The organism is Providencia rettgeri (assembly GCF_013702265.1).
Taxonomy (GTDB): domain Bacteria; phylum Pseudomonadota; class Gammaproteobacteria; order Enterobacterales; family Enterobacteriaceae; genus Providencia; species Providencia zhijiangensis.
Genome location: NZ_CP059348.1, coordinates 3398062 through 3423639, shown reverse-complemented (window position 1 = coordinate 3423639; position 25578 = coordinate 3398062). Strand labels below are relative to the sequence as shown.

30 protein-coding genes are annotated in these 25578 nt (G+C 44.3%); 16 read left to right on the top strand and 14 right to left on the bottom strand.

Annotated features, from left to right (window positions below; all coding sequences use genetic code 11):
• The first annotated feature begins 10 nt into the window (after positions 1 to 10).
• The 10 genes from mreC to H0913_RS15685 all read left to right on the top strand — a co-directional run bounded on the left by mreC (position 11) and on the right by H0913_RS15685 (position 11294).
• The gene (mreC, locus tag H0913_RS15730) at positions 11 to 988 is read left to right on the top strand and encodes a rod shape-determining protein MreC (protein WP_154603468.1); all 978 of its coding nucleotides are present in this window, start codon (positions 11 to 13) and stop codon (positions 986 to 988) included.
• A gap of 48 nt (positions 989 to 1036) precedes the next feature.
• Positions 1037 to 1525, top strand: a complete 489-nt coding sequence (gene mreD / locus H0913_RS15725; RefSeq protein ID WP_154603467.1) for a rod shape-determining protein MreD — start codon at positions 1037 to 1039, stop codon at positions 1523 to 1525.
• A 36-nt stretch (positions 1526 to 1561) separates the two neighbouring features.
• On the top strand, positions 1562 to 2149 hold the full coding sequence (locus H0913_RS15720) for a Maf family protein (RefSeq protein WP_181477572.1): 588 nt from the start codon (positions 1562 to 1564) through the stop codon (positions 2147 to 2149).
• On the top strand, positions 2146 to 3615 hold the full coding sequence (rng, locus tag H0913_RS15715; protein WP_154603465.1) for a ribonuclease G: 1470 nt from the start codon (positions 2146 to 2148) through the stop codon (positions 3613 to 3615). The genes H0913_RS15720 and rng overlap by 4 nt, the downstream gene beginning before the upstream one ends.
• A gap of 23 nt (positions 3616 to 3638) precedes the next feature.
• Positions 3639 to 7436 carry an AsmA2 domain-containing protein YhdP gene (yhdP, locus tag H0913_RS15710; protein WP_181477571.1) on the top strand — a complete coding sequence of 1266 codons (3798 nt, stop codon included), beginning with the start codon at positions 3639 to 3641 and terminating at the stop codon, positions 7434 to 7436.
• Complete coding sequence (nit1, locus tag H0913_RS15705) at positions 7436 to 8275, top strand: deaminated glutathione amidase (RefSeq protein ID WP_154603463.1); 840 nt, start codon at positions 7436 to 7438, stop codon at positions 8273 to 8275. Before yhdP ends, nit1 begins: the two co-directional genes overlap by 1 nt.
• 20 nt (positions 8276 to 8295) lie before the next feature.
• Positions 8296 to 9741: a metalloprotease TldD gene (tldD, locus tag H0913_RS15700; RefSeq protein ID WP_154603462.1), complete on the top strand. Its 1446-nt coding sequence runs from the start codon at positions 8296 to 8298 to the stop codon at positions 9739 to 9741.
• Between the two features lie 93 nt (positions 9742 to 9834).
• Complete coding sequence (locus tag H0913_RS15695; protein ID WP_154603461.1) at positions 9835 to 10347, top strand: ribonuclease domain-containing protein; 513 nt, start codon at positions 9835 to 9837, stop codon at positions 10345 to 10347.
• A 12-nt stretch (positions 10348 to 10359) separates the two neighbouring features.
• Positions 10360 to 10668, top strand: coding sequence for a barstar family protein (locus tag H0913_RS15690; protein WP_181477570.1), 309 nt, complete (start codon positions 10360 to 10362; stop codon positions 10666 to 10668).
• A gap of 62 nt (positions 10669 to 10730) precedes the next feature.
• Complete coding sequence (locus tag H0913_RS15685; protein WP_181477569.1) at positions 10731 to 11294, top strand: RBBP9/YdeN family alpha/beta hydrolase; 564 nt, start codon at positions 10731 to 10733, stop codon at positions 11292 to 11294.
• 70 nt (positions 11295 to 11364) lie between these two features.
• On the opposite strand, the gene H0913_RS15680 is transcribed toward H0913_RS15685, so the two are convergent.
• From H0913_RS15680 to yjgA, 3 genes are all read right to left on the bottom strand, one after another.
• A complete protein-coding gene (locus H0913_RS15680) occupies positions 11365 to 11685 on the bottom strand; it encodes a low molecular weight protein tyrosine phosphatase family protein (RefSeq protein ID WP_181477568.1) in 321 nt (106 codons plus the stop codon).
• Complete coding sequence (locus H0913_RS18935; RefSeq protein WP_154603458.1) at positions 11682 to 11915, bottom strand: hypothetical protein; 234 nt, start codon at positions 11913 to 11915, stop codon at positions 11682 to 11684. The genes H0913_RS15680 and H0913_RS18935 overlap by 4 nt, the downstream gene beginning before the upstream one ends.
• Positions 11916 to 12071: 156 nt before the next feature.
• Complete coding sequence (yjgA, locus tag H0913_RS15670) at positions 12072 to 12617, bottom strand: ribosome biogenesis factor YjgA (RefSeq protein WP_154603457.1); 546 nt, start codon at positions 12615 to 12617, stop codon at positions 12072 to 12074.
• A gap of 183 nt (positions 12618 to 12800) precedes the next feature.
• Between yjgA and pmbA the strand changes: the two genes are divergently transcribed.
• Complete coding sequence (gene pmbA, locus H0913_RS15665; protein WP_154603456.1) at positions 12801 to 14141, top strand: metalloprotease PmbA; 1341 nt, start codon at positions 12801 to 12803, stop codon at positions 14139 to 14141.
• 134 nt (positions 14142 to 14275) lie between these two features.
• Here pmbA and rnk read toward each other — a convergent pair whose 3' ends face one another.
• From rnk to kdsD, 11 genes are all read right to left on the bottom strand, one after another.
• Positions 14276 to 14686 (bottom strand): nucleoside diphosphate kinase regulator, encoded by a 411-nt coding sequence (rnk, locus tag H0913_RS15660; protein ID WP_006659086.1) that lies wholly within the window; start codon positions 14684 to 14686, stop codon positions 14276 to 14278.
• A gap of 199 nt (positions 14687 to 14885) precedes the next feature.
• Positions 14886 to 15158, bottom strand: a complete 273-nt coding sequence (gene npr, locus H0913_RS15655; RefSeq protein WP_036956105.1) for a PTS phosphocarrier protein NPr — start codon at positions 15156 to 15158, stop codon at positions 14886 to 14888.
• Entirely contained in the window at positions 15155 to 16009 is an 855-nt protein-coding gene (rapZ, locus tag H0913_RS15650) for an RNase adapter RapZ (RefSeq protein ID WP_036956106.1), read from the bottom strand. The genes npr and rapZ overlap by 4 nt, the downstream gene beginning before the upstream one ends.
• 180 nt (positions 16010 to 16189) lie before the next feature.
• Positions 16190 to 16657, bottom strand: coding sequence for a PTS IIA-like nitrogen regulatory protein PtsN (ptsN, locus tag H0913_RS15645; protein ID WP_154603455.1), 468 nt, complete (start codon positions 16655 to 16657; stop codon positions 16190 to 16192).
• 103 nt (positions 16658 to 16760) lie between these two features.
• Positions 16761 to 17048 (bottom strand): ribosome hibernation promoting factor, encoded by a 288-nt coding sequence (gene hpf / locus H0913_RS15640; protein ID WP_006659090.1) that lies wholly within the window; start codon positions 17046 to 17048, stop codon positions 16761 to 16763.
• Between the two features lie 23 nt (positions 17049 to 17071).
• On the bottom strand, positions 17072 to 18517 hold the full coding sequence (rpoN, locus tag H0913_RS15635) for an RNA polymerase factor sigma-54 (RefSeq protein WP_154603454.1): 1446 nt from the start codon (positions 18515 to 18517) through the stop codon (positions 17072 to 17074).
• Positions 18518 to 18601: 84 nt separating this feature from the next.
• Positions 18602 to 19327 carry an LPS export ABC transporter ATP-binding protein gene (lptB, locus tag H0913_RS15630; protein WP_036956110.1) on the bottom strand — a complete coding sequence of 242 codons (726 nt, stop codon included), beginning with the start codon at positions 19325 to 19327 and terminating at the stop codon, positions 18602 to 18604.
• 5 nt (positions 19328 to 19332) lie between these two features.
• Positions 19333 to 19890 carry a lipopolysaccharide ABC transporter substrate-binding protein LptA gene (gene lptA / locus H0913_RS15625; RefSeq protein WP_154603453.1) on the bottom strand — a complete coding sequence of 186 codons (558 nt, stop codon included), beginning with the start codon at positions 19888 to 19890 and terminating at the stop codon, positions 19333 to 19335.
• Positions 19874 to 20467, bottom strand: a complete 594-nt coding sequence (gene lptC, locus H0913_RS15620) for an LPS export ABC transporter periplasmic protein LptC (RefSeq protein ID WP_154603452.1) — start codon at positions 20465 to 20467, stop codon at positions 19874 to 19876. The genes lptA and lptC overlap by 17 nt, the downstream gene beginning before the upstream one ends.
• Before the next feature lie 16 nt (positions 20468 to 20483).
• Complete coding sequence (gene kdsC, locus H0913_RS15615; protein WP_036956113.1) at positions 20484 to 21044, bottom strand: 3-deoxy-manno-octulosonate-8-phosphatase KdsC; 561 nt, start codon at positions 21042 to 21044, stop codon at positions 20484 to 20486.
• 28 nt (positions 21045 to 21072) lie between these two features.
• Entirely contained in the window at positions 21073 to 22041 is a 969-nt protein-coding gene (gene kdsD, locus H0913_RS15610) for an arabinose-5-phosphate isomerase KdsD (protein ID WP_269749695.1), read from the bottom strand.
• Positions 22042 to 22441: 400 nt separating this feature from the next.
• On the opposite strand from kdsD, the gene mlaF reads away from it, so the two are divergent.
• From mlaF to mlaB, 5 genes are read left to right on the top strand one after another with little or no spacing between them, the layout of a single operon-like run.
• The gene (gene mlaF, locus H0913_RS15605) at positions 22442 to 23245 is read left to right on the top strand and encodes a phospholipid ABC transporter ATP-binding protein MlaF (RefSeq protein ID WP_006659099.1); all 804 of its coding nucleotides are present in this window, start codon (positions 22442 to 22444) and stop codon (positions 23243 to 23245) included.
• A 6-nt stretch (positions 23246 to 23251) separates the two neighbouring features.
• Entirely contained in the window at positions 23252 to 24034 is a 783-nt protein-coding gene (gene mlaE, locus H0913_RS15600) for a lipid asymmetry maintenance ABC transporter permease subunit MlaE (RefSeq protein ID WP_036956115.1), read from the top strand.
• A 3-nt stretch (positions 24035 to 24037) separates the two neighbouring features.
• Entirely contained in the window at positions 24038 to 24595 is a 558-nt protein-coding gene (mlaD, locus tag H0913_RS15595) for an outer membrane lipid asymmetry maintenance protein MlaD (RefSeq protein WP_181477567.1), read from the top strand.
• Positions 24596 to 24630: 35 nt separating this feature from the next.
• Complete coding sequence (mlaC, locus tag H0913_RS15590) at positions 24631 to 25260, top strand: phospholipid-binding protein MlaC (protein WP_154603449.1); 630 nt, start codon at positions 24631 to 24633, stop codon at positions 25258 to 25260.
• A gap of 1 nt (position 25261) precedes the next feature.
• Positions 25262 to 25552 (top strand): lipid asymmetry maintenance protein MlaB, encoded by a 291-nt coding sequence (gene mlaB / locus H0913_RS15585; protein ID WP_154603448.1) that lies wholly within the window; start codon positions 25262 to 25264, stop codon positions 25550 to 25552.
• Positions 25553 to 25578: the final 26 nt, after the last annotated feature.

Genomic DNA, 25578 nt, shown 5'->3' with positions numbered 1-25578 from the left:
TTAGCCATACATGAAGCCAATTTTTAGGCGAGGTCCTTCCCTACAGTTACGCATTTTTATTGCAGTGATAATTGCATTGGTGCTGGTGGTGATTGACCATCGATTTGAGCCTTTCAATAAAATCCGTAATTATTTAGACACGGCGGTTAGCCCATTCTATTTTTTAGCTAACGGACCACGCCAATTCCTCGATAATATCTCTGACACCCTTTCAACGCGGGATCAACTCCAGTTTGAGAATAAAGCCCTGCGCCAAGAGCTATTATTAAAAAAAGCGGATAACTTGCTGCTTGAGCAACTCAAACAAGAAAATGCCCGTTTACGTGAATTGTTAGGTTCCCCATTACGCCAAGATGAACACATGATGGTGACGCAAGTCATTTCAGGTGCGAATACGCCTTATCGCGACCAAGTCGTGATCGATAAAGGCAGTAATGACGGTGTTTATGAAGGCCAGCCAGTTATCAGTGATAAAGGTGTGGTAGGCCAGGTCGTTGGTACCAGTAATTTTAATAGCCGCGTTTTATTAATTTGCGATACTGCCCATGCATTGCCTGTGCAAGTCTTGCGTAATGACATTCGTGTTATTGCTGCGGGTTCAGGTTGTGCGGATGATCTGCAATTAGAGCCACTTCCTGGAAATACGGATATTCGTGTTGGTGATGTGTTAGTGACTTCGGGGTTAGGTGGACGATTCCCTGAAGGGTATCCTGTCGCGGTTGTTTCAGCAGTGAAACATGATACTCAACGTGCCTATACCATTATTTCTGCAAGACCAAGCGCTGAGTTACAACGTCTACGTTATTTACTCCTGCTGTGGGGCAATGAAAGTGATCCGAAAACCCCATTACAGCCATCCGATGTTTACCGTGCTGCAAATGAGCGTTTAATGAAAGTGTTGCCGCAGGTGTTACCAACGCCGAGCGAAATTCAAGGGCCACCATTACCGCCGTCCATGCAACCTGCACAGCCTCAACCTCAACCATAAGATAGAGTGAGGGAAACGGTATGATGAAAGGATGGAGAGGAAATCATAATGGATGAGTATCGCGGCAATGGGCGCATCATTATCTGGCTATCTTTTTTTATTGCACTGATTTTGCAGGTAATGCCTTGGCCTGAACAATTGGCATTTTACCGACCATCGTGGTTACTGCTCATTTTAATATACTGGGTAATGGCATTACCGCATCGCGTCAGTGTGGGCACCAGCTTTATCTTAGGAATTATTGTCGATTCTATTCAAGGATCAGCGCTGGGCGTACATGCGCTCTCCTTCAGCATCATTTGTTATCTCGTGGCATACAAGCATCAGCTTTTACGTAACATGGCACTGTGGCAGCAAGCTTTGATTATTGTTGCATTAACGGTGGTGCAAGACCTTGCCGTTTTCTGGGGTGAATTTCTTTCATCACAAGTCTTATTCCACCCGCAAGTATTCTGGAATAGTTTGGTGAATGGTATTCTGTGGCCATGGTTATTTTTACTGTTACGAAAAATTCGCCGTCAATTTTCAGTATGTTAAGATTGTGGCCGTTGATGATAACTGGAATGACAATTTATGAGCTTAATTTATCTTGCATCAGGTTCACCGAGACGACGTGAATTAGTCCAACTGCTAGGTTATTCCTTTGAAATCTTGCGTCCCGAAGTGGAAGAAAAATGGCAAGAAGGGGAATCGCCTCAGGTGTATGTACAGCGCTTGGCTCGAGATAAATCCCGTGCAGGTGTAGCAATTGCCCCTGCGGATCATCCTGTTTTGGGTGCAGACACTATTGTGGTTCTTGACGGTAAAATATTAGAAAAACCGCGAGATGCGGCCCATGCTCAGCAAATCCTCAGTGACCTTTCCGGTAAAACACATCAGGTAATGACCGCCATTGCCGTATCAAACTCCCATGAGACGTTAACCTCATTGATTACGACAGATGTGACATTCCGCGAGTTATCTTTGCTGGAAATACAGGATTATATACAATCTGGCGAGCCAATGGATAAAGCCGGTGCTTACGGTATCCAAGGTCTCGGTGGACGTTTTATTCGATGCATTAATGGCAGCTATCATGCCGTGGTGGGCTTACCATTGGTCGAAACAGAAGAATTAATACAACGATTTTTAGCGTTAGGTGATGGGAAGGGGAATTCATGACTACGGAACTATTAGTAAACGTAACACCATCTGAAACGCGCGTAGCTTATATTGATGGTGGGATCTTACAAGAAATACATGTTGAAAGAGAGGCGAAAAGAGGGCTAGTAGGGAATATCTACAAAGGTCGTGTGAGCCGCGTTTTACCCGGTATGCAGGCGGCCTTTGTTGATATTGGTCTGGACAAAGCAGCCTTTTTACACGCCTCAGACATTATGCCTCACACTGAATGCATTGCAGGTGATGAGCAGAAAAACTTTCATGTCAGAGATATCGCTGAGTTGGTAAAGCAAGGGCAAGATTTAATTGTCCAAGTGGTTAAAGACCCACTAGGCACCAAAGGCGCAAGGCTCACCACAGACATTACACTGCCTTCTCGTTACTTGGTTTTCATGCCGGGGGCTTCCCATGTTGGCGTGTCTCAGCGTATTGATAGTGAAGAAGAAAGAGAGCGTTTAAAAGAGTGCGTCGCACAATATTGCGATGAAAACGGCGGGTTTATCATTCGTACTGCCGCAGAAGGTGTGGCTGAAGATGACGTCAAACAAGATGCCGCATTTTTAAAACGCTTATGGGCGAAAGTGATTGAACGTAAAAAACGTAATGTCACGCGCACTAAAATTTACGGTGAGCTTTCACTGGCATACCGCATTATTCGCGATTTTGCAGGCGCATCCCTCGACCGTATTCGTGTGGATTCTCGTTTAACCTACACGCAGTTGGAAGAGTTTATTGCGGAATATGTGCCGGAAATGACGGCGAAGCTTGAGCTTTACCAAGGCAATCAACCTATTTTTGACTTGTTCGATGTGGAAAATGAAATTCAACGTGCGATGGACAGAAAGGTTGAATTGAAGTCGGGCGGGTATCTGATCATTGACCAAACTGAAGCGATGACCACCATCGATATCAACACGGGCGCATTTGTTGGTCACCGTAATTTAGAAGAAACTATCTTTAATACCAACGTTGAAGCGACTCAAGCCATTGCGCGCCAATTACGATTAAGAAATCTCGGTGGTATTATTATCATCGACTTTATCGATATGTCTGATGTTGAACATCGCCGCCGTGTGTTAGCCTCACTTGAACAAGCTTTAAGTAAAGATAAGGTAAAAACCACCATTAATGGGTTCTCTCAACTAGGATTAGTTGAGATGACACGTAAAAGAACCCGTGAAAGTTTGGAGCATGTGCTGTGTGATACCTGCCCAACTTGCCAAGGTCGTGGTACGGTGAAATCAGTTGAAACTGTGTGCTATGAAATTTTGCGTGAAATCGTGAGAGTTCACCGCACAATCGATGCTGATAGATTCTTAGTTTACGCATCAAAAGCGGTAGTGGATGTGTTGACCGGGGATGAATCTCACGCATTAGCGGAAGTTGAAATCTTTGTAGGGAAACAAGTTAAAGTGCAGATTGAGCCGTTATATAGCCAAGAACGCTTTGATGTTGTCATGATGTAGCATTCTGCTTGAAGGAGAAACTGGTGAAACGACTGCCACGTATCGTACTCGTGACAACCGCTGCTGTATTGTTGCTGTGTGCGTTGGTACTCACCAGTTTGCGTTTTCTATTACCCAATATCGATAATTATCGCCAAGAAATTATCACTTACGTTGAAAGTCACAGTGATATCTCACTGGATATTGGTCAGATTGAAGGAGCTTGGCGCTATTATGGCCCCGAGCTTATCATCTCCGATGTTGTTATCAAAAACCCAATCACCGATATACAAGTCAACAAAGTCACCATCGAATTAGATATTTGGAATTCGCTATTATCTTTGCGTTGGCGTTTTCGTGATTTGACGTTTTATCAACTGAATGTGGATTATAAAGTCCCACTTAGTTTTGATGGGACGGAAGATGAAACGACGAACTATGATGGCGTGGATGACCTGTTTTTAAGGCAGTTTGACCATTTTATTTTAAAAGATAGCCAAGTGACATTTTTGACGCCATCAGACCAAAAGATGACGTTACTGCTGCCAGAACTTTCATGGCTTAACCAAGATGCCCGTCACCGCGCCCAAGGTTTCGTTAGCCTTGAAACGCTAAATAAGCAAAATAGTTATCTGCAAGTGAAGCTGGATGTGTCGGATAAAAATGGCGTACTCAGTGACGGCATGTTCTATTTGCAGGCCGATAACATTGATATGCAGCCTTGGCTCAGCAAGTGGCTACGCGATAATACGGGGTTACGGGACGCCAACTTCAGTTTATCATCGTGGATCACCCTCAAGAATAATCGTATAGATAATGGTCTGATCCAGCTACGCCAAGGTGAAGCGAACTGGGGGGAAGAGCCTCTCACGCAAAATCTTCAAGTGAATGATTTACTGGTGCGAATGAAGCGCCAAGGCAACGGTTGGCTGTTTAATATTCCTGAGCTAGATACTCTGAAAACCAATGAATACATCTGGCCGCAAGGGAGTGTCTCCGTTCTGTATTTGCCTTCATCGGCAAAATATCAAAATAAAGATCACTGGCGCATTCGTGCTAAAAATATTGAGCTAGAACGTTTAAGTGAAGTGTTGCCGACATTCTCGTTTATTACGCCAGAATTAGTGCAAGATTGGCAGCATCGTCAGCCGACGGGATTAGTCTCGGAGTTTGCCCTCGATCTAACGCAAGACACTGAAGATCATACGCAAATCAGCATGGATTGGCAGGATGTTAGCTGGAAAAAATGGAAAGAGCTTCCTTCTGTAAACCATTTCTCCGGGGTACTTATTGGCGGAGCTCAACAAGGCGTTCTCTCATTTTCGCTTAAAGATAGTATCGTGGATTATCGCGATGAATTTAAAGCACCTTTTGAGATTAGTAACGCCAGCGGCAAATTAAATTGGATCAATAACAGCAGCGAATTCAAATTGTGGAGTTCAGGTGTGAATTTGCAAGCTAAGGCCGTCAAAGCCAATGGTGATTTTAGCTACGCAAAAGCGAAACAGCATGATATTGCCGATTTGGCTATTTTAGCGGGGATCAGCACCGATGATGCAGGAGAAGCTTGGCGCTATTTCCCGCAAAAACTCATGGGGCAGGAGCTCGCGGATTATCTGACCAAAGCGATTATTGCCGGACATGTAGACAATGCGACGTTGGTGTATAAAGGCGACCCCGCACATTATCCTTACTATAAAAATGACGGGCAGTTCCAAGTGTATGTGCCGCTGCGTGATGGTACATTCGAATACGATGACCAATGGCCTGCATTATTGGATTTAAACCTCGATTTAGACTTTAGCCGTGCAAGTTTAGCGATGCATACGGACTCGGTGAAATTAGGGGATGCAACGGCAGAAAATCTCGATGCGGTGATCCATGATTACTTCGATGAAATGTTATATATCGATGCGGGAGTGAGTGGAACGGGCAAACAGATCCAACAATATTTCACCCATACACCACTCAAACATTCCCTTGGCGACACGCTGGATGAGCTACAAATCGATGGTACCGTAACCGGTAAGCTTAATCTCGCTATTCCATTATCGGCTGGAAAAGACGTTGTCGCGAAAGGGCAAGTTAATCTTAATAAAAATGATGTGTTTGTACGCCCAATCGATAGTACATTGCACGGATTGACAGGAAGCTTCAAGTTTACCAATGGGGATTTAGTCAGTGATAACATCACGGGGCAATGGTTAGAACAGCCAGTTTCTTTGGATTTCACGACGTCTACACGGCCGAAAGATTATTTGGTGGATATTAACCTTGGTGGAAATTGGGAGCTGAATAAAGTTCCTATGCTGCCAAGTGATATCAAAGGGAAAGTCTCTGGTGTGAGTGATTGGAAAAGCCAAATTCATATCACGTTACCAGAATCATCCAAGCAAGCGACAGGCTTACAGATTGAGATTACGGCTGGATTAAATAAGCTAAAAAGCCAGTTACCTGCGCTGAATACTGAACTACTGCGACAGCTTGGCAAGATGAATGTTCAAGCGAAAGGCACGACGGAGCAATTAACGGTAGGTGGTGATATTGGTCAACGCCTTGGTTTTAACTCTCAGTGGTCGCTCACCAGCTCGCCATTGAAACTACAGAAAGCGCACATTGCCCCATGGAATAATCAGGTTCCTGCGTTACCAAACGGCTCGACCATCTTGGTGGATTTACCTGCCGTAGAAGATGTCAATTGGGAGAAATTAGCGAGTGGCTTTTTATCGTCTTCAGCCAGTGAGCATGTGGGGCAAATTGGCTACCCAGATACCCTTGAAGTTAAAGCGCCATCCGTTTATTTGGCGGGACAGCGTTGGAAAGATTTGAGCTTCTCTTACGATTTATACCGTGATGAACAACAAATCAACGTAGAAAGCGCAAACCTAAAAGGACAGCTACAGATTTGGAAGCAGCAGCCATGGGCGTTGAATATTGAGTATCTGTATTACAATCCTGAAGGCTCGCTAGTTTCAAGTGAAAAGACCACGTCATCGGAAGTATTCAACTTTAGCCAGTGGCCTAAAGTGAATATCCATTGCGCCGAATGTTGGGTGAGTGGGCAAAAACTTGGCGAAATCACGGCGAAAGTCACGCCGGTGGGACAGCACACCTTAAAATTAACCGCAGGTTCACTGAAAAATAGTGCTAGTGAGTTAAAGCTGGATGCTCTATGGCGCAGTAATGATGGTAATAAGACGGAGATTGCAGGCTCGCTTACCGGCGAGGCGTTCGATGAAACCGCTGCATATTTTGGTGTCTTGGTGCCGATCATCGACTCCCCATATTCGATTGAATTTGATCTGAATTGGGCGCAGGTTCCTTGGGAACCGGATGTCGCCACACTGAATGGGAAAATGTCAGCAAAATTAGGGAAAGGTGCGATTGCCCATATGGGAGGGGGTCGTGCTGGACAGTTACTACGTTTAGTTAGTTTTGATGCATTATTGCGCAAACTTCAGTTAGATTTCCGGGATACGTTCAGTAATGACTTTGACTTTGATTCGATTAAAGGCAATGCGGTCATCAATCAAGGTATTCTAACCTCGAAGGATCTTTATATTGATGGATTAGTCGCGGATATTGCCTTGAATGGCGATATTGACCTGGTTAAGCGTCAAATTAATGCTGAAGCGGTCATTACCCCTGAAATTTCTGCTACAGTAGGTGTAGCCACCGCATTTGTGATTAACCCTTTTGCGGGCGCGGCAGTATTTGCGGCATCGAAAGTCCTTGGTCCGTTGTGGAGTAAAATTTCGGTTATTCGCTATCGCGTAAGCGGTAGTCTGGATGAACCTAAAATTGATGAAGTACTACGTCAGCTTAAGGAGACTCAAGAGTAATGAAAACGGGTAATGTTGCACTTTTGCAGTTATGTAGTGGTAAGAATACAAAACACAACTTGGCACAGATAGAGCAGCAAATTAAACAGTTGCCTGATACCGTGCAGTTAGTTCTTACTCCTGAAAATGCATTGCTATTTGCTGATGCTGCAACCTATCGTAAACAGGCTGAAACAGAAGGTCGTGGCCCATTACAAGACGCTATCCGCGCGATGGCTATCCGTTACAATGTGTGGATCCTGATTGGGTCAATGCCATTGATTAGCCGTGAAGATCCTGAACGTATTACCAGCAGTAGCTTACTGTTTGATGCGAAAGGAAATATCACTGCGCGTTACGATAAAATTCATATGTTTGATGTGAATATCGAAGATGAACAAGGCGAGTATAACGAATCGGTTATTTATCAACGTGGTGAGCACCTCACTGTGGTGGATACACCAGTAGGTCGCTTAGGTTTGACCATTTGTTATGATTTACGTTTCCCTGGTTTATTTCAGGCTTTACGTGAACAAGGCGCAGAGATTATTTCCGTCCCTGCGGCGTTTACTCGTTATACTGGACAAGCTCACTGGGAGCCACTGTTAAGAGCCCGTGCGATAGAAAATCAGTGCTATGTTTTAGCACCAGCGCAAGTTGGGGTGCATGGTACGCGTCGTACATGGGGACACACTCTCGCCGTAGATGGCTGGGGTAAAGTGATGAAAAAGAATGTGGATGCTGTTTCTGCGTTGGTTGTGAATGTCCAGCCAGACAGCTTAAAAGTGATGCGTGAACAGATCCGAGTGGTGAAACATAACCGCTTTAGACCACAATTAACATCATTGATTAAAAAATAAACTAAATAAGAGTAACGAATATGAGTTTAGCTTCTGTCAGCGAACATTTGCTGGCTGCCAACGGTCTTGGTCAAGATAATCTGTATGATATTTTAGGGCTGCTATCTGAGCGCCGTGTTGATTATGGGGATCTGTTTTTTCAGTCTAGCTACCATGAATCATGGGTTTTAGAAGACCGAATTATTAAAGATGGCTCCTACAATATTGACCAAGGTGTTGGGGTTCGAGCGATTACGGGTGAAAAAACAGGTTTTGCCTATGCAGACCAAATTTCACTACTGGCACTCACCCAAAGTGCCACAGCTGCCCGTAGTATCGTCACTGAACAAGGCGCTGGAAAGTCGCAGATTTTAACCAACGTAGACTACAAAAAACTCTATTCTGAAGCGGATCCTTTGCGTAGCTTACCGCGTGAGCAGAAAATTGAATTGCTGCATCGCGTTGACCAAGTGGCGCGCGCTGAAGATCCTCGCGTGATTGAAGTGAATGCCAGCTTAACTGGTGTGTACGAACAAGTGTTAGTTGCTGCAACCGATGGCACATTAGCGGCAGATATTCGCCCTTTGGTACGTTTATCGGTGAGTGTACTGGTGGAACATGATGGCAAACGTGAACGCGGAGCAAGCGGTGGCGGCGGTCGTTATGGTTATGAATATTTCCTCGAAATCCATCAAGGGCAAGTAGTCGCGGAGCAGTATGCCCGTGAAGCGGTACGCATGGCGTTAGTGAATTTATCGGCAGTTGCCGCTCCTGCAGGCATGATGCCTGTAGTATTAGGTGCCGGTTGGCCGGGAGTTCTGCTCCACGAAGCGGTGGGCCATGGTTTAGAAGGTGACTTTAACCGTCGTGGTACCTCCGTTTTCTCAGGAAAAATGGGCGAACAAGTCGCATCTTCCCTGTGTACGGTGGTGGATGATGGAACCATTGCGGGGCGTCGCGGTTCATTAGCCATTGATGATGAAGGGGTTCCGGGCCAATACAATGTGTTGATTGAGAATGGAATTCTACGTAATTACATTCAAGATAAGCATAATGCGCGTTTAATGGGTGTGGCGCCAACTGGGAATGCGCGTCGTGAATCTTACGCTCATTTACCAATGCCTCGCATGACAAATACTTATATGTTAGCGGGTGAGTCAACACCGGAAGAGATTATTGCCAGTGTTGAAAAAGGGTTGTATGCACCGAATTTCGGTGGTGGTCAGGTGGATATCACATCGGGTAAATTTGTGTTTTCAACCTCTGAAGCTTACTTAATTGAAAATGGTAAAATTACCTCACCAGTGAAGGGTGCGACCTTAATTGGTTCTGGTGTTGAAGCTATGCAGCAGATTTCCATGGTAGGTAATGACCTTGCGCTGGATAAAGGCGTGGGCGTTTGTGGTAAAGAAGGGCAAAGCGTGCCAGTGGGTGTGGGGCAACCAACACTGAAACTCGATAAAATGACCGTGGGTGGCACCGCGTAATCACACGTTAAGATAGTCTTTTATTTATTCGCCCTAGTTACGAATGTGACTGGGGCGATTATTTATCTGCACAGTAAAAATAATTGAGGCGTTATGAATAAACGTATTATTTCCTTAGTGTTAATGGCAATTTTGATTGCGATTAGCCTGTATTTTAAAGGTGGTGAGCAGGGCGCACCGGAACCATCTTCTGGTACATCATCAACCACGCAAACTATATCAAGTACACCGCCTTCCCGCGAAGCGATAACTCCGCATGAAACGCCAAAAACTATTGACCAACTGACCGCTCAGAACAATGTGGTCAGTTTTATGGAAAAATATCAAAAGCTTCCGGCATTTTATATGACGAAAAAACAGGCAAGAGAAGCGGGTTGGGATGCTAAAAAAGGGAATTTATGTGAAGTTTTACCCGGTAGAGCCATCGGTGGCGACCGCTTTTCTAACCGTGAAAAAGGTTTGCCTATTGCACAGGGGCGTCAGTGGTTTGAAGCTGATATAAATTATCGTTGTGGGCACCGTGGTGCAGACCGTCTACTCTATTCCTCTGACGGGATGATCTTCGTCAGTACAGACCATTATAAAACGTTCCAACAAGTTAAATAATTGGGGGCAGCGATGAGCAAGACCGTCGTTTTTGATTTTCGTGAAATAGATAGCCTTGAGGCATTTTATCAGCAATTTCAGCAAAAATTCTCGCTTCCTAAATGGTTTGGACATAATCTCGATGGGTTATGGGATGTGATTACTGGGGAAATAGAGTTACCCGTGACGCTGATTTTTAGCCATTTAAAGGCTGCCCAGCGTACGCAATTTTCATCGGTGATTGAATTGATGAATGAAGCAGAAGAAGAGCTGGATGAAGCATTTATTTTTCTTATAGATATCACGAATAATGAGAATGAAGCTTCTCAAACCCCATGCTAAATTTGCGCAATGATTCTGCGTTTAGCCATATTTTTATGGCAATTAATATTGAGGGCGATTAAGTGGACGGTAAAAAAGTTGTCATTGTTCATGGTTATACCGCATCACCGAATGATAATTGGTTTAACTGGTTAAAAGATGAATTAGAAGCGGTAGGGGCGACGGTTGATGTGCCTGCATTACCGGAATCCAACTCTCCTGATCCGCAAAAATGGCAGCAATGTTTACTTGATGCCAATATTCAGTTTGATGAAAATACTATTTTAGTTGGGCACAGTTTAGGGTGTATTACGGCATTACGTTTTCTGGAAAATAATGCGCCGGAAGGGGCTAAAATTGGTGGCTATGTGCTGGTTTCTGGGTTTGACCGCTCGCTGGATTCGTTGTCTGAGTTGACTGATCATACTCAGTTTTCATTGGATTATAATAAATTGATTGGCATAACAGATAAGCGAGCTTCGATTATCTCTTCCAATGATTGGGTCGTGGATCCTGATGCTTCAATTGAGTTAGCAAAAGCATTAAAAACCTCTGTCACGATGGTAGAAAGTGCGGGACATTTCCTTGATAGAGAAGGCTATACGCGACTTCCTGCGTTACTCAATCTTTTACGATTTTGGTATTAAAATATTCCCCCTTATGTTTGAACTAGCTTGAGTTTTACCGCATAGGGGGATGTGAATATTTTGAATTTACTTACTTTAGATAATTCGGTACAGAGGATTCAAATAGTTGAATCAGCTCAGGATCCATATATAGGTAGTCATCGGGAATATCCAATACATGGATGGGTTTATATTCGAGCAAACGTGAAAAGTCGGCCATCAGCCGATTTTTGTGTTTCTGCTCCATCACAAAAATAACATCCGCCCAGCGAATGAGATCGACATTGATGGGACGTTTGGCATTACGGCTAGTTCCCGCTGAACGGGTGACCCAGCGCGGGTGATTGCGCCAGATCTGTTCAGCGGTAGGGCTACGCCATTGATTTCGACTGCAGATGAATAAAAGGTTCATTTGTCATTTTGCATATCTTCAAGGCTACGTCGCGCAAGTAGTGCGTTACTCACTTGAGGATAATCAATGCCTAGTTGTGCGGCACGAGCCAATTTTTCACTTCGAAGGTACAAATGCTTCCAGTTTTTTTCTGGAGTAAAACATTGGATTTCTTGTGAATTTAAATTGTCGCGTGATTTATTAATACGATCTTTGGCTCGACGCCAAGCTCTATTTCGGGTGTTATCCATATTTGCCTCATTAATTTATCGTGGTTCAGCAGCCGCGATAATACGGGTCAAAATATGACGTTGAAGATGATAGTGCGATTTGGTATCGCAAGCAACAATGCGGTGGGTTTTTAAGAATACTCCCCTAAACCACTGTGGGTATAGGGGAATCGATGATTAGTTGCTATCAGAAAGCTCTTTCAGATATTGGAAAATCTGGCGGAATGCTTTTGGTGGCTTATTTCCATCACGCTCTTTCTTCGCATTACGGACTAATGCACGCAGTTGCTGGCGATCAGTTTGTGGGAACAGCGCAACGACTTCTTCAATGACTTCATCGCCATCAGCCAATAAACGGTTACGTAAATCTTCCAGCTTGTGCATAATGACAACTTGCTGGTTATGGCGGTTTTTCAGCTTATCGAGGGCGTCAGTGATTGGTTCAACCTCACGGGAACGTAGCAGTTTACCAATAAGCTGCAATTGACGACGACGGCCTTCACGCTTAATTTTTTGCGCTAATTCGATAGCCTCAAGTAATTGAGTGTCTAATGGGATGCGCTCAAGCTCGCTTTTACTTAAATCAACAAGTTCAGCCCCCAGTTTTTTGAGGATCTCGGCATCGCGTTTAATTTCGCTTTTGCTGACCCAAATAATCTCATCGTCCTCATCATCTTGGGGCGCTGGGATATCATCCAGCCAATCTTCAGGCTGTTTGGCCATAGGGATTTTCCTTTTTACTAAACGCCGCCGTGTAATTACGAGTAATTAGCATGATTTACGGCGTTGTGAGTGTTAACATTTATAGATTAACTCTATTGTAACTGGGAAAACCCCCTTATGACTACCTGACAATGACGAGTCTAGGTAGAAAATCACTTTTCCCCTCTTTATTGGACAAAATGCATGAGTGTTACTGAACAAGTTGCCGAACAACGTAAACAATTAGAACAAGCCGTCGCCCACGCATTGGAATTCGCCAAAAGCCGTTGTGATGGCGCTGAAGTTGCAGTCAATAAAAGCACTGGCATTAGCGTGAGCACTCGCCAAGGTGACGTGGAGAATGTGGAATTTAACAGTGATGGGGCGCTCGGGATCACGGTTTACCATAAACAACGCAAAGGTAGTGCATCTTCAACGGATTTAAGCGAAGAAGCCATTGAGCGTACAGTTCAAGCCGCGATTGATATTGCGAATTATACCTCTGAAGACCCATGCGCAGGTCCTGCTGAAAAATCATTACTGGCATTCGATGCACCGGATTTAAACTTGTTCCAAGCTACAGAGCTTTCCCCCGAGGAAGCCATTAAGCTGGCCTCGATTGCGGAAATGACCGCATTAAATGCAGATTCACGCATTGTGAATACGGAAGGCGGTAGCTTCAATGGGCACTATGGTATCCGTGTCTTTGGTAACTCTCTTGGCTTATTAAAGAGTTACAGTTCTAGCCGTTATTCGATGTCGAGCTGCGTAATCGCCGAGCAAAATGGCGAAATGGAGCGCGATTATGCGTATACCATCGCACGCAGCATGCAGGCATTGAAATCCCCTGAGTGGGTAGGGCAAGAGTGTGCTCGTCGTACATTATCTCGCTTATCGCCGCGTAAATTGCCAACCATGAAAGCCCCAGTGATTTTTGCCTCAGAAGTGGCGACGGGGTTATTTGGTCATTTAGTCGGTGCTATCAGCGGCAGCAGCATTTATCGTAAATCATCATTCTTAATGGATAGCCTTGGCAAACAAATTTTACCAAGTTGGTTAACTATCAATGAGCAGCCACATTTAATGGGCGGATTAGCCTCATCCCCATTTGACAGTGAAGGTGTGCGTACCACTGAGCGCAATATTGTGGAAAATGGCGTTCTGCAAACCTGGCTGATGACCAGTTATTCTGCGCGTAAACTGGGTCTGCAAAGCACGGGTCATGCGGGGGGGATCCATAACTGGCGCATTGAGGGACAAGGCTTATCATTTGACGCTTTGTTGAAGCAAATGGGTACTGGCTTAGTGGTCACTGAGCTGATGGGACAGGGTGTGAGTGGAATTACGGGGGATTATTCCCGTGGTGCATCCGGTTTTTGGGTAGAAAATGGCGAAATTCAGTATCCGGTGAGCGAAATTACTATTGCGGGTAATTTAAAGGATATGTGGATGAATATGGTGACTATTGCCGATGATATCGAAACGCGCAGTAATATTCAGTGTGGCTCTGTGTTGATCCCTGAAATGAGTATTGCAGGGCAGTAAGTTATCATTGTTCAATAAGCGCTAAATAGCAAAAAGGCACTCAATGAGTGCCTGAATACCGCCTGAAGACTAACGACAGTTTCTTGATGGAAACTTTTTTCGGCTAGTCTTCTTTCTCTTGTTGAGCATCGCCACTAGCGATGGAACTCGCCAGCCGCTTCAGGTTGATAAACAATCTCTAACACACGAACACGGGTTTCTACGCCGTTTGGCAGTGCCCAGCTAATTTCGTCGTTAACATGCAAACCTAATAACGCTGCACCGATTGGCGCCATTACGGACAGTTGTTCTGCACTATCTTTAAGAGAGGCAGGGTAAACCAATGTGCGTGTGCGCTCTTCGTTACTGATTAAATCTAAGAAACGAACAGTACTGTTCATCGTGACCACATCCGCAGGGATCTCTTGTGGAGAGACGATATCTGCGCGGTCTAATTCGTCGTTTAGTGCTTCAGCAACAGGCGTACCCGCATAAGCGGCTTGCTCCATCAGGGCATCTAAGCGTTCTGCATCTAAATCATTGATAATAATTGTTGGCTTTGTCATACCACACTCCAATAGGGACGTACAAAGCAAACACCCCCCACCCAGAAGGCAGGGGGTGTTTGCTAGAAAATAGATTATGTAAAATATTAGGCGCTATAGGCGTTAAAGGGAAGAGATCGGGATCACGAACTCGGTGCCTATGCGTGTAAAACCGTGTATATCGCTCTGTTCGCTAAGATGTAAGACGCAATGAGTTGGGCTACTCTTCGTCAAATCCACTTTCAAACAGTTTAATGATTGCGGATAACGCCAAATCTTCATCGGGTCCGCTAACCTCGATATCAATTTTACTGCCTTGTTCCGAGTCTAACATCAACATCGCAATAACGCTATCCGCCTCGGCCTCAATTTGACTGTCATTTTTTAAAATGACTCTAGAGTTAAATTGTTTAACTAAATCATAGAGAAGCATTGCTGGTCTGGCATGCATACCAAGACGGTTTTTCAGCGTAATCGTCGCTTTGACGGTCATTGCTTGCGTTTTTCCAACGTTCTGTGGCGTGACTGGACGTTTTTCCCACGGGAGCGGAAATAATCAGCCAGCTGTTCTGCCACATACACCGAACGGTGTTTTCCTCCCGTACAGCCGATGGCGACGGTGAGATAGCTGCGGTTATTGGTTTCTAACATTGGCAACCATAACTCTAAGTAACTGCGAGTCTGGTAAATGAAGTTATGAACCTCTGTGTGTCTGTCCAAGAAGGCCGCAACAGGACGATCTAAACCGGTCATTGGACGCAGTTTAGGATCCCAGTGTGGGTTTGGTAAAAAGCGCACATCGAAAACGTAGTCAGCATCAATAGGGATGCCGTGTTTGAAACCGAAGGACTCAAACACCATCGTCAGTTCACGCTCGCGTTTGCCCATTAAGCGAGTTCTGAGCATTTCCGCTAATTCGTGCACTGACATTTCTGAGGTATCAATGACCAAGTCAGCGCGGGAGCGCAGCGGCTCTAATAGCTCGTTTTCTTCATCGATGGCACTTTCTAAGGACAAGTTTTTACTTGAAAGCGGGTGTAATCGACGGGTATCACTATAACGACGAATTAATGTGTTGCGATCCGCATCCAGAAATAGCAGTTGTGGTGAGAAGGTTGATGGCAGTTTATCAATCGCTTCTTCGAACACTTCTGGATTGTCGGGCATATTACGCACGTCAATGCTCACGGCCGCAGAAATATTGCGATCGGCAAGTGAATTAGCTAATTCCGGCAGTAAGACTACCGGAAGGTTATCCACACAATAGAAACCCATATCTTCCAGCGCGCGTAGGGCAACGGATTTTCCCGAACCGGAACGGCCGCTGACAATCATCAGCACCATGAGCTAACTCCCTTCTGTCTCTTAAGGATTTATATCTTAATGATCGATTTCTGACTGATCACACATTTCTAATTGATCAAACACGTCTGACTATTTTGCATTTTGCGGTGTTTTACGATGCCGAATGAAAGAAATCATAACAATATCATTAGGCTGGCATCAACACATATTAGTTATTACTTACTCAATGATGATCTGATATAACTCTTCGTCACTTTGCGCACTGCGTAGACGCTTACAGAATGCTTTATCCGCTAATTTTTTAGCGATAAGAGATAAAGTATGTAAGTGAGTTTTACATTGATCCGATGGAACAAGTAATGCAAAAAGCAGATCAACAGGTTGGTTATCAATCGCATCAAACGCAATGGGCTCTTCTAAATGCAAAAACACGCCAGCGGCGCGTGCACTTTCGCCTTCACTAAGTTTGCCATGAGGGATTGCAATTCCACCACCAATACCCGTGGTACCCACTTTTTCTCTGGTTAGTAACGCTTCAAATACCGTATTTTCCGGTAATCCCAACTCGGCGGCCGCTAACTCACTAATAATTTCTAATGCTCTCTTCTTACTGGTGCAAACTAAATTATTACGTGTGCAACTGGCAGATAAAACATCGCTTAATTGGATTTCTATATCACTATTCATTTTATTATTCACTTAGGACTACAAAACCAGATGATGTATGCCACCATCTGGTTCAGAACATTCATCAGCCAAAGACTAATCAGTCAACGACTGGCTAAATGTATTAGTGTTGTCTCAGTTTTTCTTTATGTTTGGTTAATTGGCGTGACAGCTTATCAAGGAGTAAATCAAGTGCCGCGTACATATCGTCGTCTTCCGCTGATGCGTGAAGTTCTGCGCCGTTGAGTTGCAGGGTGGCTTCAGCAATTTGCTGAACTTTTTCCACTTTCAGAACAACTTGGATACTGTTAATACGATCAAACAATTGCTCTAATTTTTTGAGTTTTTTCTCAACCGTTTCGCGCAATGCCGGTGTAACTTCAATATTGTGTCCAGTAATCTGAAATTCCATACAATCTTCCTTATATTATTGGGTTAAACCAACTGTTTACGTTGATTTGATGGCGGAATAGATAATGACTCACGATACTTAGCAACAGTTCGACGAGCAACTTGTATACCTTGCTCTGCCAGCATACTCGTCAATTTACTGTCACTCAATGGTTTTGCTGGGTTTTCCGCAGCAACCAGCTTCTTCACCAGTGCACGAATCGCAGTGGAGGAGGCTTCTCCTCCGGTGTCCGTACTGACGTGACTGGAGAAAAAATACTTCAACTCAAAAATGCCTCGTGGACTATGCAGGAATTTTTGGGTTGTCACACGGGAGATAGTCGATTCATGCATGTCCACCTGATAGGCAATGTCTGCCAAAATCATCGGTTTCATATACTCTTCGCCTAACTCAAAAAATTCTTGTTGTTGCTCAACAATACAGGTCGCCACTTTCAGTAATGTTTCATGGCGGCTCTCTAAGCTTTTAATCAGCCATTTCGCATCCTGCAAGTGACTGCGAATATATTGCGTGTCACTTTCGCTGGCTGAATTATTTGCCATTGAAGCATAATGATTATTGATGCTTAACTTAGGGATGCTATCTGTATTTAACTCAACTTGCCAGTGTCCACCGACTTTTTTCACCAGCACATCGGGAATAACATATTCCGATTCACCCGTATTGATTGACTGCCCTGGCTTGGGATTCAGCGTAAGGATCAGGTCAATTGCTGTTTTCAGCGCATCTTCTTTTAAACGGGTCAGTTTACTCAGTTGACGAAAGTCACGATTTGCCAGTAAATCAATATGATTGCTAATAATCAGTCTAGCTTCTTGCAGGCCAATTGTCTCTTTGGGGTATAAAGAGAGCTGGATCAGTAAACACTCTTTGAGATCCTGCGCCGCCACCCCTAATGGGTCGAAATGCTGAATGCGTTTTAAAACGGCAACCACTTCTTCTAAAGTGATATCGGGGTCATCAATCCCTTCGTGGATCTCACTGATTGAACTTGTGAGATAGCCTGAATCATCAATCGAATCGATAATCGAGGTTGCAATCGCGCGGTCGGTATCGGTAAACGGGGTGAGATCCGCTTGCCAGATTAGATAATCTTGCAGTGTTTGGGTGGTTTCCCCTTGGTAAACAGGAAGTTCATCGAAGCTATAGTCGTTGCTCGTTCCTGACGGGGTGCCTGCCGTATAGATTTCATCCCAATCAGCATCTAGCGGAAGCTCATCGGGCATATCTGCTTTTTCGAGGGCATCTTTAGTATCGATTTCGCTGCTGTCAGTGTCGTTGCTTAGACTATCTAAATTTTCTTGCTCAGAGGATGATTCTTCTTGTTCGAGCAGAGGGTTGGTTTCAAGGGCGAGTTGAATTTCTTGTTGAAGCTCAAGTGTGGATAATTGCAACAGGCGGATGGCCTGTTGCAATTGAGGCGTCATTGCAAGTTGTTGACTGATTCTGAGCTGCAAACTTTGCTTCATGAATGTGCTTTATTCTCCATTACCACTTACACAACCAATGCCATGACAACCAACAAGGCAAAACTACAGTCTACAATTTACAAACTACAGTCTAAAGCCTTCACCCAAATAAACGCGTTTCACTTGCTCGTTTTCAAGGATCATCTCTGGCGAGCCGTGAGCAATCAAGTGCCCTTGACTAACAATGTAAGCACGTTCGCAAACATCGAGAGTTTCACGGACGTTATGGTCGGTGATTAACACGCCGAGCCCGTAGTCGCGCAAGTGTTGGATGATTTTTTTGATATCCAAAACGGAAATCGGGTCAACCCCTGCAAACGGCTCATCTAACAGGATAAATTTTGGATTAGCGGCGAGGGCGCGTGCAATTTCCACACGACGACGCTCACCACCAGACAGTGACTGGCCTACGCTATCACGCAAGTGAGTAATACTGAACTCTTCCATCAGTTCTTCAGCGCGCTCTTTGCGCTGTTCTGAGGTTAAGTCTGGGCGAATTTCTAACACCGCCATCAGGTTGTCATACACACTGAGACGGCGGAAAATAGACGCTTCTTGAGGAAGGTAGCCAATGCCACGACGAGCGCGCTCATGCAGAGGCAGTAAGCTAATATCTTCCCCATCAATTAAAATTTTACCAGCATCCCGCTGAACAATGCCGACTACCATATAAAAAGTGGTCGTTTTACCCGCACCGTTAGGGCCTAAGAGACCAACGATTTCCCCTGATTTCACTTCAAGGCTGACGTCAGTGACTACGCTGCGTTTTTTATAGGATTTCGCCAGATTCTCTGCGGTTAGTGTTGCCATAACAATTATTTACTCTTACTTGTTGATGAACCCTGCGCTGCTGGGCCTTTCTCTTGTAACTGGGCTGGTAATAAGACAGTCGTTACGCGCTTGCCTTTATCACTGAACGCTTCCATTTTTTGCGTTGGAACGACGTAAGTAATCTTATCGCCTTTGATATTGCTATCGAGCTGTTCAAGGTAGGCATCACCAGTTAATGTAACCAACTGCTGATCAACTTCATAACGTGCTTTGGATGCGTGACCTTTAATTGGTTTGCCATCGTCTTGTAACTGGAAGAAAGTCACTGGCGTACCAAATGCTTCAATGACGATTTTATCGGAATCGCTGCTTGGACGCGTCACAACAACTTTGTTGGCACGAATATCAATGGAACCTTGTTTGATAACAACGTCATCAGTAAATGTGGTGATATTTTTTTCTAAATCAAGAGATTGCTTAACCGAGTTAATGGTCATCGGCTGTTGAGTATCTGTTTTCAGTGCCATTGCCGGCAGGCTAAGAGCCAAAATTGCACTTGCAACAGCCCCTTGAATAAAACTTTTCTTAGTTACTTGATTCATTGTGTTGCTCTTTTGGTTGTAACTCATAGTGAGTTTTAACATCTTCAATTAATTCAGCGGTTCTTGTACGAAGGTTCCCCTTCATTTTTAAGCCCGTTGAATTTAGCCCGTGTCCGATAATGGTAACTTTATCGTCAGATGAAACATCTTGTGTGACTAGATTGACCACCGCATTATCTGTGGTAATACGCTGGATTTGAGGCTCTGGGGTCAAACTGTCAACTTGAACATCGCTATACAGATAGAGCACGCGTTCTTTGGTTAATCTTGCTTTAATGGATTTCACCGTCCAAGTCGGCGTACCCGCATCGTTATAAGTGGTTAATACCGGATTGGTAAACCATGTGATTTTTCCATCGGTATAATTATCAACTTTGCTCGCGGCGAGTTTATAGGCTAAATCGCCCGCAGGATTATAGACGAAAGTTACCGAATCATCAGTTTGATAATTAGGTTTCCCATCATTGATTTCTGTTGTTAATGGTTTGGAGTCGTCGTAAACCGAAAAGTTCCAACCAATTAGCCCCAGTACAATGAGGGATAAAACAATGATTAACCACTTTTTTGCGTTGCTCATGAATGATATCTGTTCTTTAAATCGACAAGCCTTTAGCTTCTTCCAGTTTATTTTGGGATAACAGAATAAGGTCGCAGAGTTCACGTACTGCACCTTTTCCGCCACCAATATGCGTTACATAGTCTGCTTTAGGTAATAACAATGGGTGTGCATCAGCCACCGCAACAGATAACCCAACTTTTGCCATCACAGGCCAGTCAATGAGGTCATCACCAATGTAAGCTGTTTGCTCTTCTGTTAGTTGTAGTTTATCTAACAGTTCGCGATACGCCAAAAGCTTATCGCTTTGTCCTTGGTAAAGATATGTAATACCTAACGTTTGGGCTCTGTCTTCCAGCAATTTAGCTTTGCGCCCGGTGATAATAGCGACTTCAATTCCTGAGGTTAATAGGCAGCGAATGCCATACCCATCGCGGACATTAAAGGCTTTTAATTCTTCGCCGTTATTCCCCATGTAAATTAAACCGTCGGACATCACGCCATCGACATCACAGATAAGCAGTTTAATTTTGGTCGCTTTTTCTATCACAGAATTCGCTACAGACCCATAGCAAGTATTCTGATAATTAGGGTTCATTCTATTTCCTTTATGTATACTTTTCGACTTATACCACACCCGCTTGCAGTAGGTCGTGCATATGGAGAACACCCACTAATTGGTCGCCATCTGCCACTAATAACGACGTGACATGGCGAGATTGCATCAGGTTCAGCGCTTCAACCGCTAGCATGCCCGGTGCGACTCGAATACCGCCCGGCGTCATTAAATCGGCGATTTTGGCATTGTTGAGGTCGATGCCCATATCAAAAATGCGGCGTAAATCTCCATCCGTGAAAATCCCTTGAATATTCATGTCGTCATCACAAATGACGGTCATACCCAGTTTTTTACGGGTTATTTCCACAAGGGCTTCCCGTAAAGTGGCACTTTTCGGAATATGAGGAACATCGTCACCGGTACTCATTAAATCACGAACTAAGAGTAAAAGTTTGCGCCCAAGTGCGCCCCCGGGATGAGACAGCGCAAAATCATCTGCTGTGAAGCCGCGGGCGGTTAACAATGCAATGGCTAACGCATCACCCATCACTAATGTTGCTGTGGTACTTGTTGTTGGTGCCAAACCAAGCGGGCAGGCTTCTTGCGGTACTTTTATGCATAAGTGTATATCTGCATATTTGCCCATATTGCTGTCTGGATTATTGGTCATGCAGATCAGTGGGACTTTGATACGCTTTAATACGGGCAGTAGGGCTAAAATTTCCCCCGATTCACCCGAATTCGAAATCGCTAATACAACGTCTTTATTGGAGATCATCCCTAAATCGCCATGGCTGGCTTCTCCGGGATGCACGAAAAATGAAGGCGTTCCTGTGCTGGCAAGCGTCGCCGCAATTTTCCGTCCAATATGCCCTGATTTCCCCATTCCCATAACGACCACTTTTCCCTGACAAGAAAAGATTTGCTGACAAGCAAGGTCAAAGTCATGATTAATATATTGTTCTAGGTTTTTCAGACCTTCGCGTTCGATATGGAGAACTTCTTTACCTACTTTCTGAAAATCGATATTTGACATGTCTAATTCCATGGATGTTTTCGGGTGAATCAAAAGTGTCGGTTGGTTCAAAGTTTCGGTTAGATCAAAAAAGAGAAATCGGATTGTATAACGAATACTTAGTATCAGTAAGTATTTTGTCTCTAAGCTTTTATGAATGTCATGGTTATTATGAATGTGATAGTTATGAGTCTCTATTAGCGATTTGAGCTCAAAAGCGCCTTTTAGGGTTTAACCGCACCGATGCCCAAAAAAAATTTTTTTAATTCTCTTAACCTTATGGTTGGATATATAAATTTCTAAGAGCTATCTTCTATTAATTAGGTAAAATATTAGTTAATACTATTTGGTTTATGTTTCTGTAAAACCCTGAATTTATTTAGGTAGAATCATAGTTTGACCTATAACGAGCTATTAAACGATGCAAGCACAGACAGAGAACTTAATCGAAGTCAAAAACATGTCATTTACACGGGGAAATAGGAAAATATTTGAAAATATTAACCTAACTGTGCCTCGTGGTAAAATTACTGCGATTATGGGGCCTTCAGGGATTGGTAAAACTACATTACTCAGACTGATTGGCGGACAACTGCGCCCAGAAGAAGGAGAAATCTGGTTTGATGGCGATAATATTCCTGCGCTGTCTCGTTCTAAGTTATACCAATCGCGTAAAAAAATGAGCATGTTATTCCAATCCGGTGCCTTGTTTACCGATATGGACGTTTTTAATAATGTAGCTTTCCCTTTGCGTGAGCACACAAATTTACCGGAGTCATTGATTCATACGACGGTGATGATGAAATTAGAGGCGGTGGGGTTACGCGGAGCCGCAAAATTAATGCCATCAGAACTTTCAGGGGGAATGGCACGCCGTGCGGCGTTAGCAAGGGCTATCGCTCTGGATCCTGACCTGATTATGTTTGATGAGCCTTTTGTGGGGCAAGACCCAATCACGATGGGCGTTTTGGTCAAACTGATTGATGAACTCAACCAAGCGTTAGGGGTGACCTGCGTAGTGGTTTCCCATGACGTTCCTGAAGTGCTAAGTATTGCCGATAAAGCGTATATTGTGGCGCAGCAACATGTTATCGCGAAAGGAACTGGGGAAGAGTTACGCGAAAACCAAGATCCGCGCGTCAGACAGTTTATGGATGGTATTGCCGATGGTCCTGTGCCATTCCGCTTTCCGGCTAATGACTATTCGGCTGATTTATTAGGGTAAATGAACATGATAATTAAGGCGATTGCTGCCTTCGGACGTCGATGGATTGAAACATTTGCGGCTTTTGGTCGAGCAGGCTACTTATTATTTGGTGCACTATTTGGCAAACCTGAGTTTGGCAAACAGTGGCCACTGTTAGTTAAACAGCTTTATTCGGTAGGGGTTCAGTCTCTACTTATCGTGGCGGTGTCGGGTCTGTTTATCGGCATGGTGCTCGGTTTGCAAGGTTATTTGGTACTGACGACGTTCAGTGCAGAAGCTAGCCTTGGCATGATGGTCGCGCTTTCTCTATTGCGTGAACTGGGGCCAGTGGTCACTGCGCTGTTGTTTGCGGGACGAGCAGGCTCGGCATTAACTGCAGAAATTGGTTTGATGAAAGCCACTGAGCAGATTTCGAGTTTAGAAATGATGGCGGTGGATCCTCTGCGCCGTGTTGTCGCCCCAAGGTTTTGGGCGGGATTCATTAGCATGCCGCTGTTATCACTGATTTTTGTCGCCGTCGGTATTATTGGTGGGGCCATTGTCGGTGTGGATTGGAAAGGGATTGACCCAGGTTTCTTCTGGTCATCCATGCAGTCTTCTGTCGAGTGGCGACTCGATTTAGTGAACTGTTTTATCAAAAGTTTAGTCTTTGCAATTACAGTAACGTGGATTGCACTATTTAATGGTTATGATGCGATTCCAACCTCGGAAGGAATTAGCCGTGCAACGACGAAAACTGTTGTGCATGCATCATTATCGGTTCTAGGGTTAGATTTCGTACTGACAGCACTGATGTTTGGGAACTAAGTCATGCAAAGTAAAAAAAGTGAAATATGGGTGGGTTGTTTTATGTTGCTGGCGATAGCCGCAATTGTGTTCCTCTGCTTAAAAGTAGCGGATTTACAATCGATTGGTAGTCAGTCAACTTACCGAGTTTCCGCCTCTTTTGAAAACGTGGGTGGCTTAAAAGTTGGCTCTCCAATCAAAGTCGGTGGCGTTGTCGTGGGACGGGTTGCGAATATTTCTTTAGATAAAAAGAACTATATTCCTGACGTTCAAATCGATTTGCTCAGTGAATATGACAATATTCCTGATTCCAGCTCGCTATCAATTCGGACTTCAGGCCTGCTTGGTGAACAGTATATCGCCATGAATATCGGTCCTTATGACGAAGATATGGGGATTGCGATGTTAAAAGATGGCGGTCGTTTAGAAGACACCAAACCGGCTATGGTGCTGGAAGATTTAATCGGTCAATTCTTGTATAAGAGTGGTGATAGCCAAGGTACTGAAGCAGCCGCACCTGCAGCACCGGCATCCGCGCCAGAGACTCATGTGGCAGCACCGTCAGAGCCTGCTGCTCACTAAGTTGTAATTCCCTGTGAACTTAAAAGGAATGAATTATGTTTAAACGTTTAATAATGATAGCTATGTTAGTGGTTGCGCCATTTGCGATGGCGATTGACCAAACTAACCCGTATAAGCTTATGGAAGAAGCCGCAGCGAAAACCTTCGATCGCTTAAAAGCGGAACAACCTCAAATCAAACAAAACCCAGATTACTTACGTACTATCGTGCGTGAAGAGTTACTGCCATATGTGCAAATTAAGTATGCGGGTGCGTTGGTATTAGGCACTTACTATAAAGATGCCACTCCAGCGCAGCGCGATGCCTATTTTAAAGCATTTGAGTCTTATCTTGAGCAAGTTTATGGCCAAGCGCTGGCGATGTATCACGGTCAAACGTACACCATCGCTCCTGAACAGCCGATTGGTGACAAGAATATTGTCGCTATCCGAGTGACCATCAATGACACTAATGGCCGCCCTCCAGTACGTTTGGATTTCCAATGGCGTAAAAACAGTAAAACAGGTTACTGGCAGGCGTATGACATGATTGCTGAAGGCGTTAGCATGATCACCACCAAGCAAAATGAGTGGGGTGATATTCTGCGTAAGCAAGGTATTGATGGATTGACAGCTCAATTACAACGTAGTGCTCAGGTGCCGATTACGTTAGAAGAGAGCAAGTAAGATGAGTAGTTTGTTATCTTGGACGAAAAATAACAAAACATTGGCGTTTTCCGGTATTTTAAATCGCGATTCTCTGGTTGAATTTTGGGATAAGCGCCAAGCCTTGTTGACCCAAGTTGAGCAAATTGATGTTTCTGATTTAACCCATGTGGATTCTACCGGACTCGCCATGCTAGTGCGTCTGAAAGGGGAGTATCAATCCCAGCAACGTCATTTTGGCCTTGTTGGTGTGAGCGATAATCTCAATACCTTGATGGAATTGTACGGGGTAAAGCCTCTGCTGATGGATTAAGTCAAGTTATGTAAAAAATAGCGCTT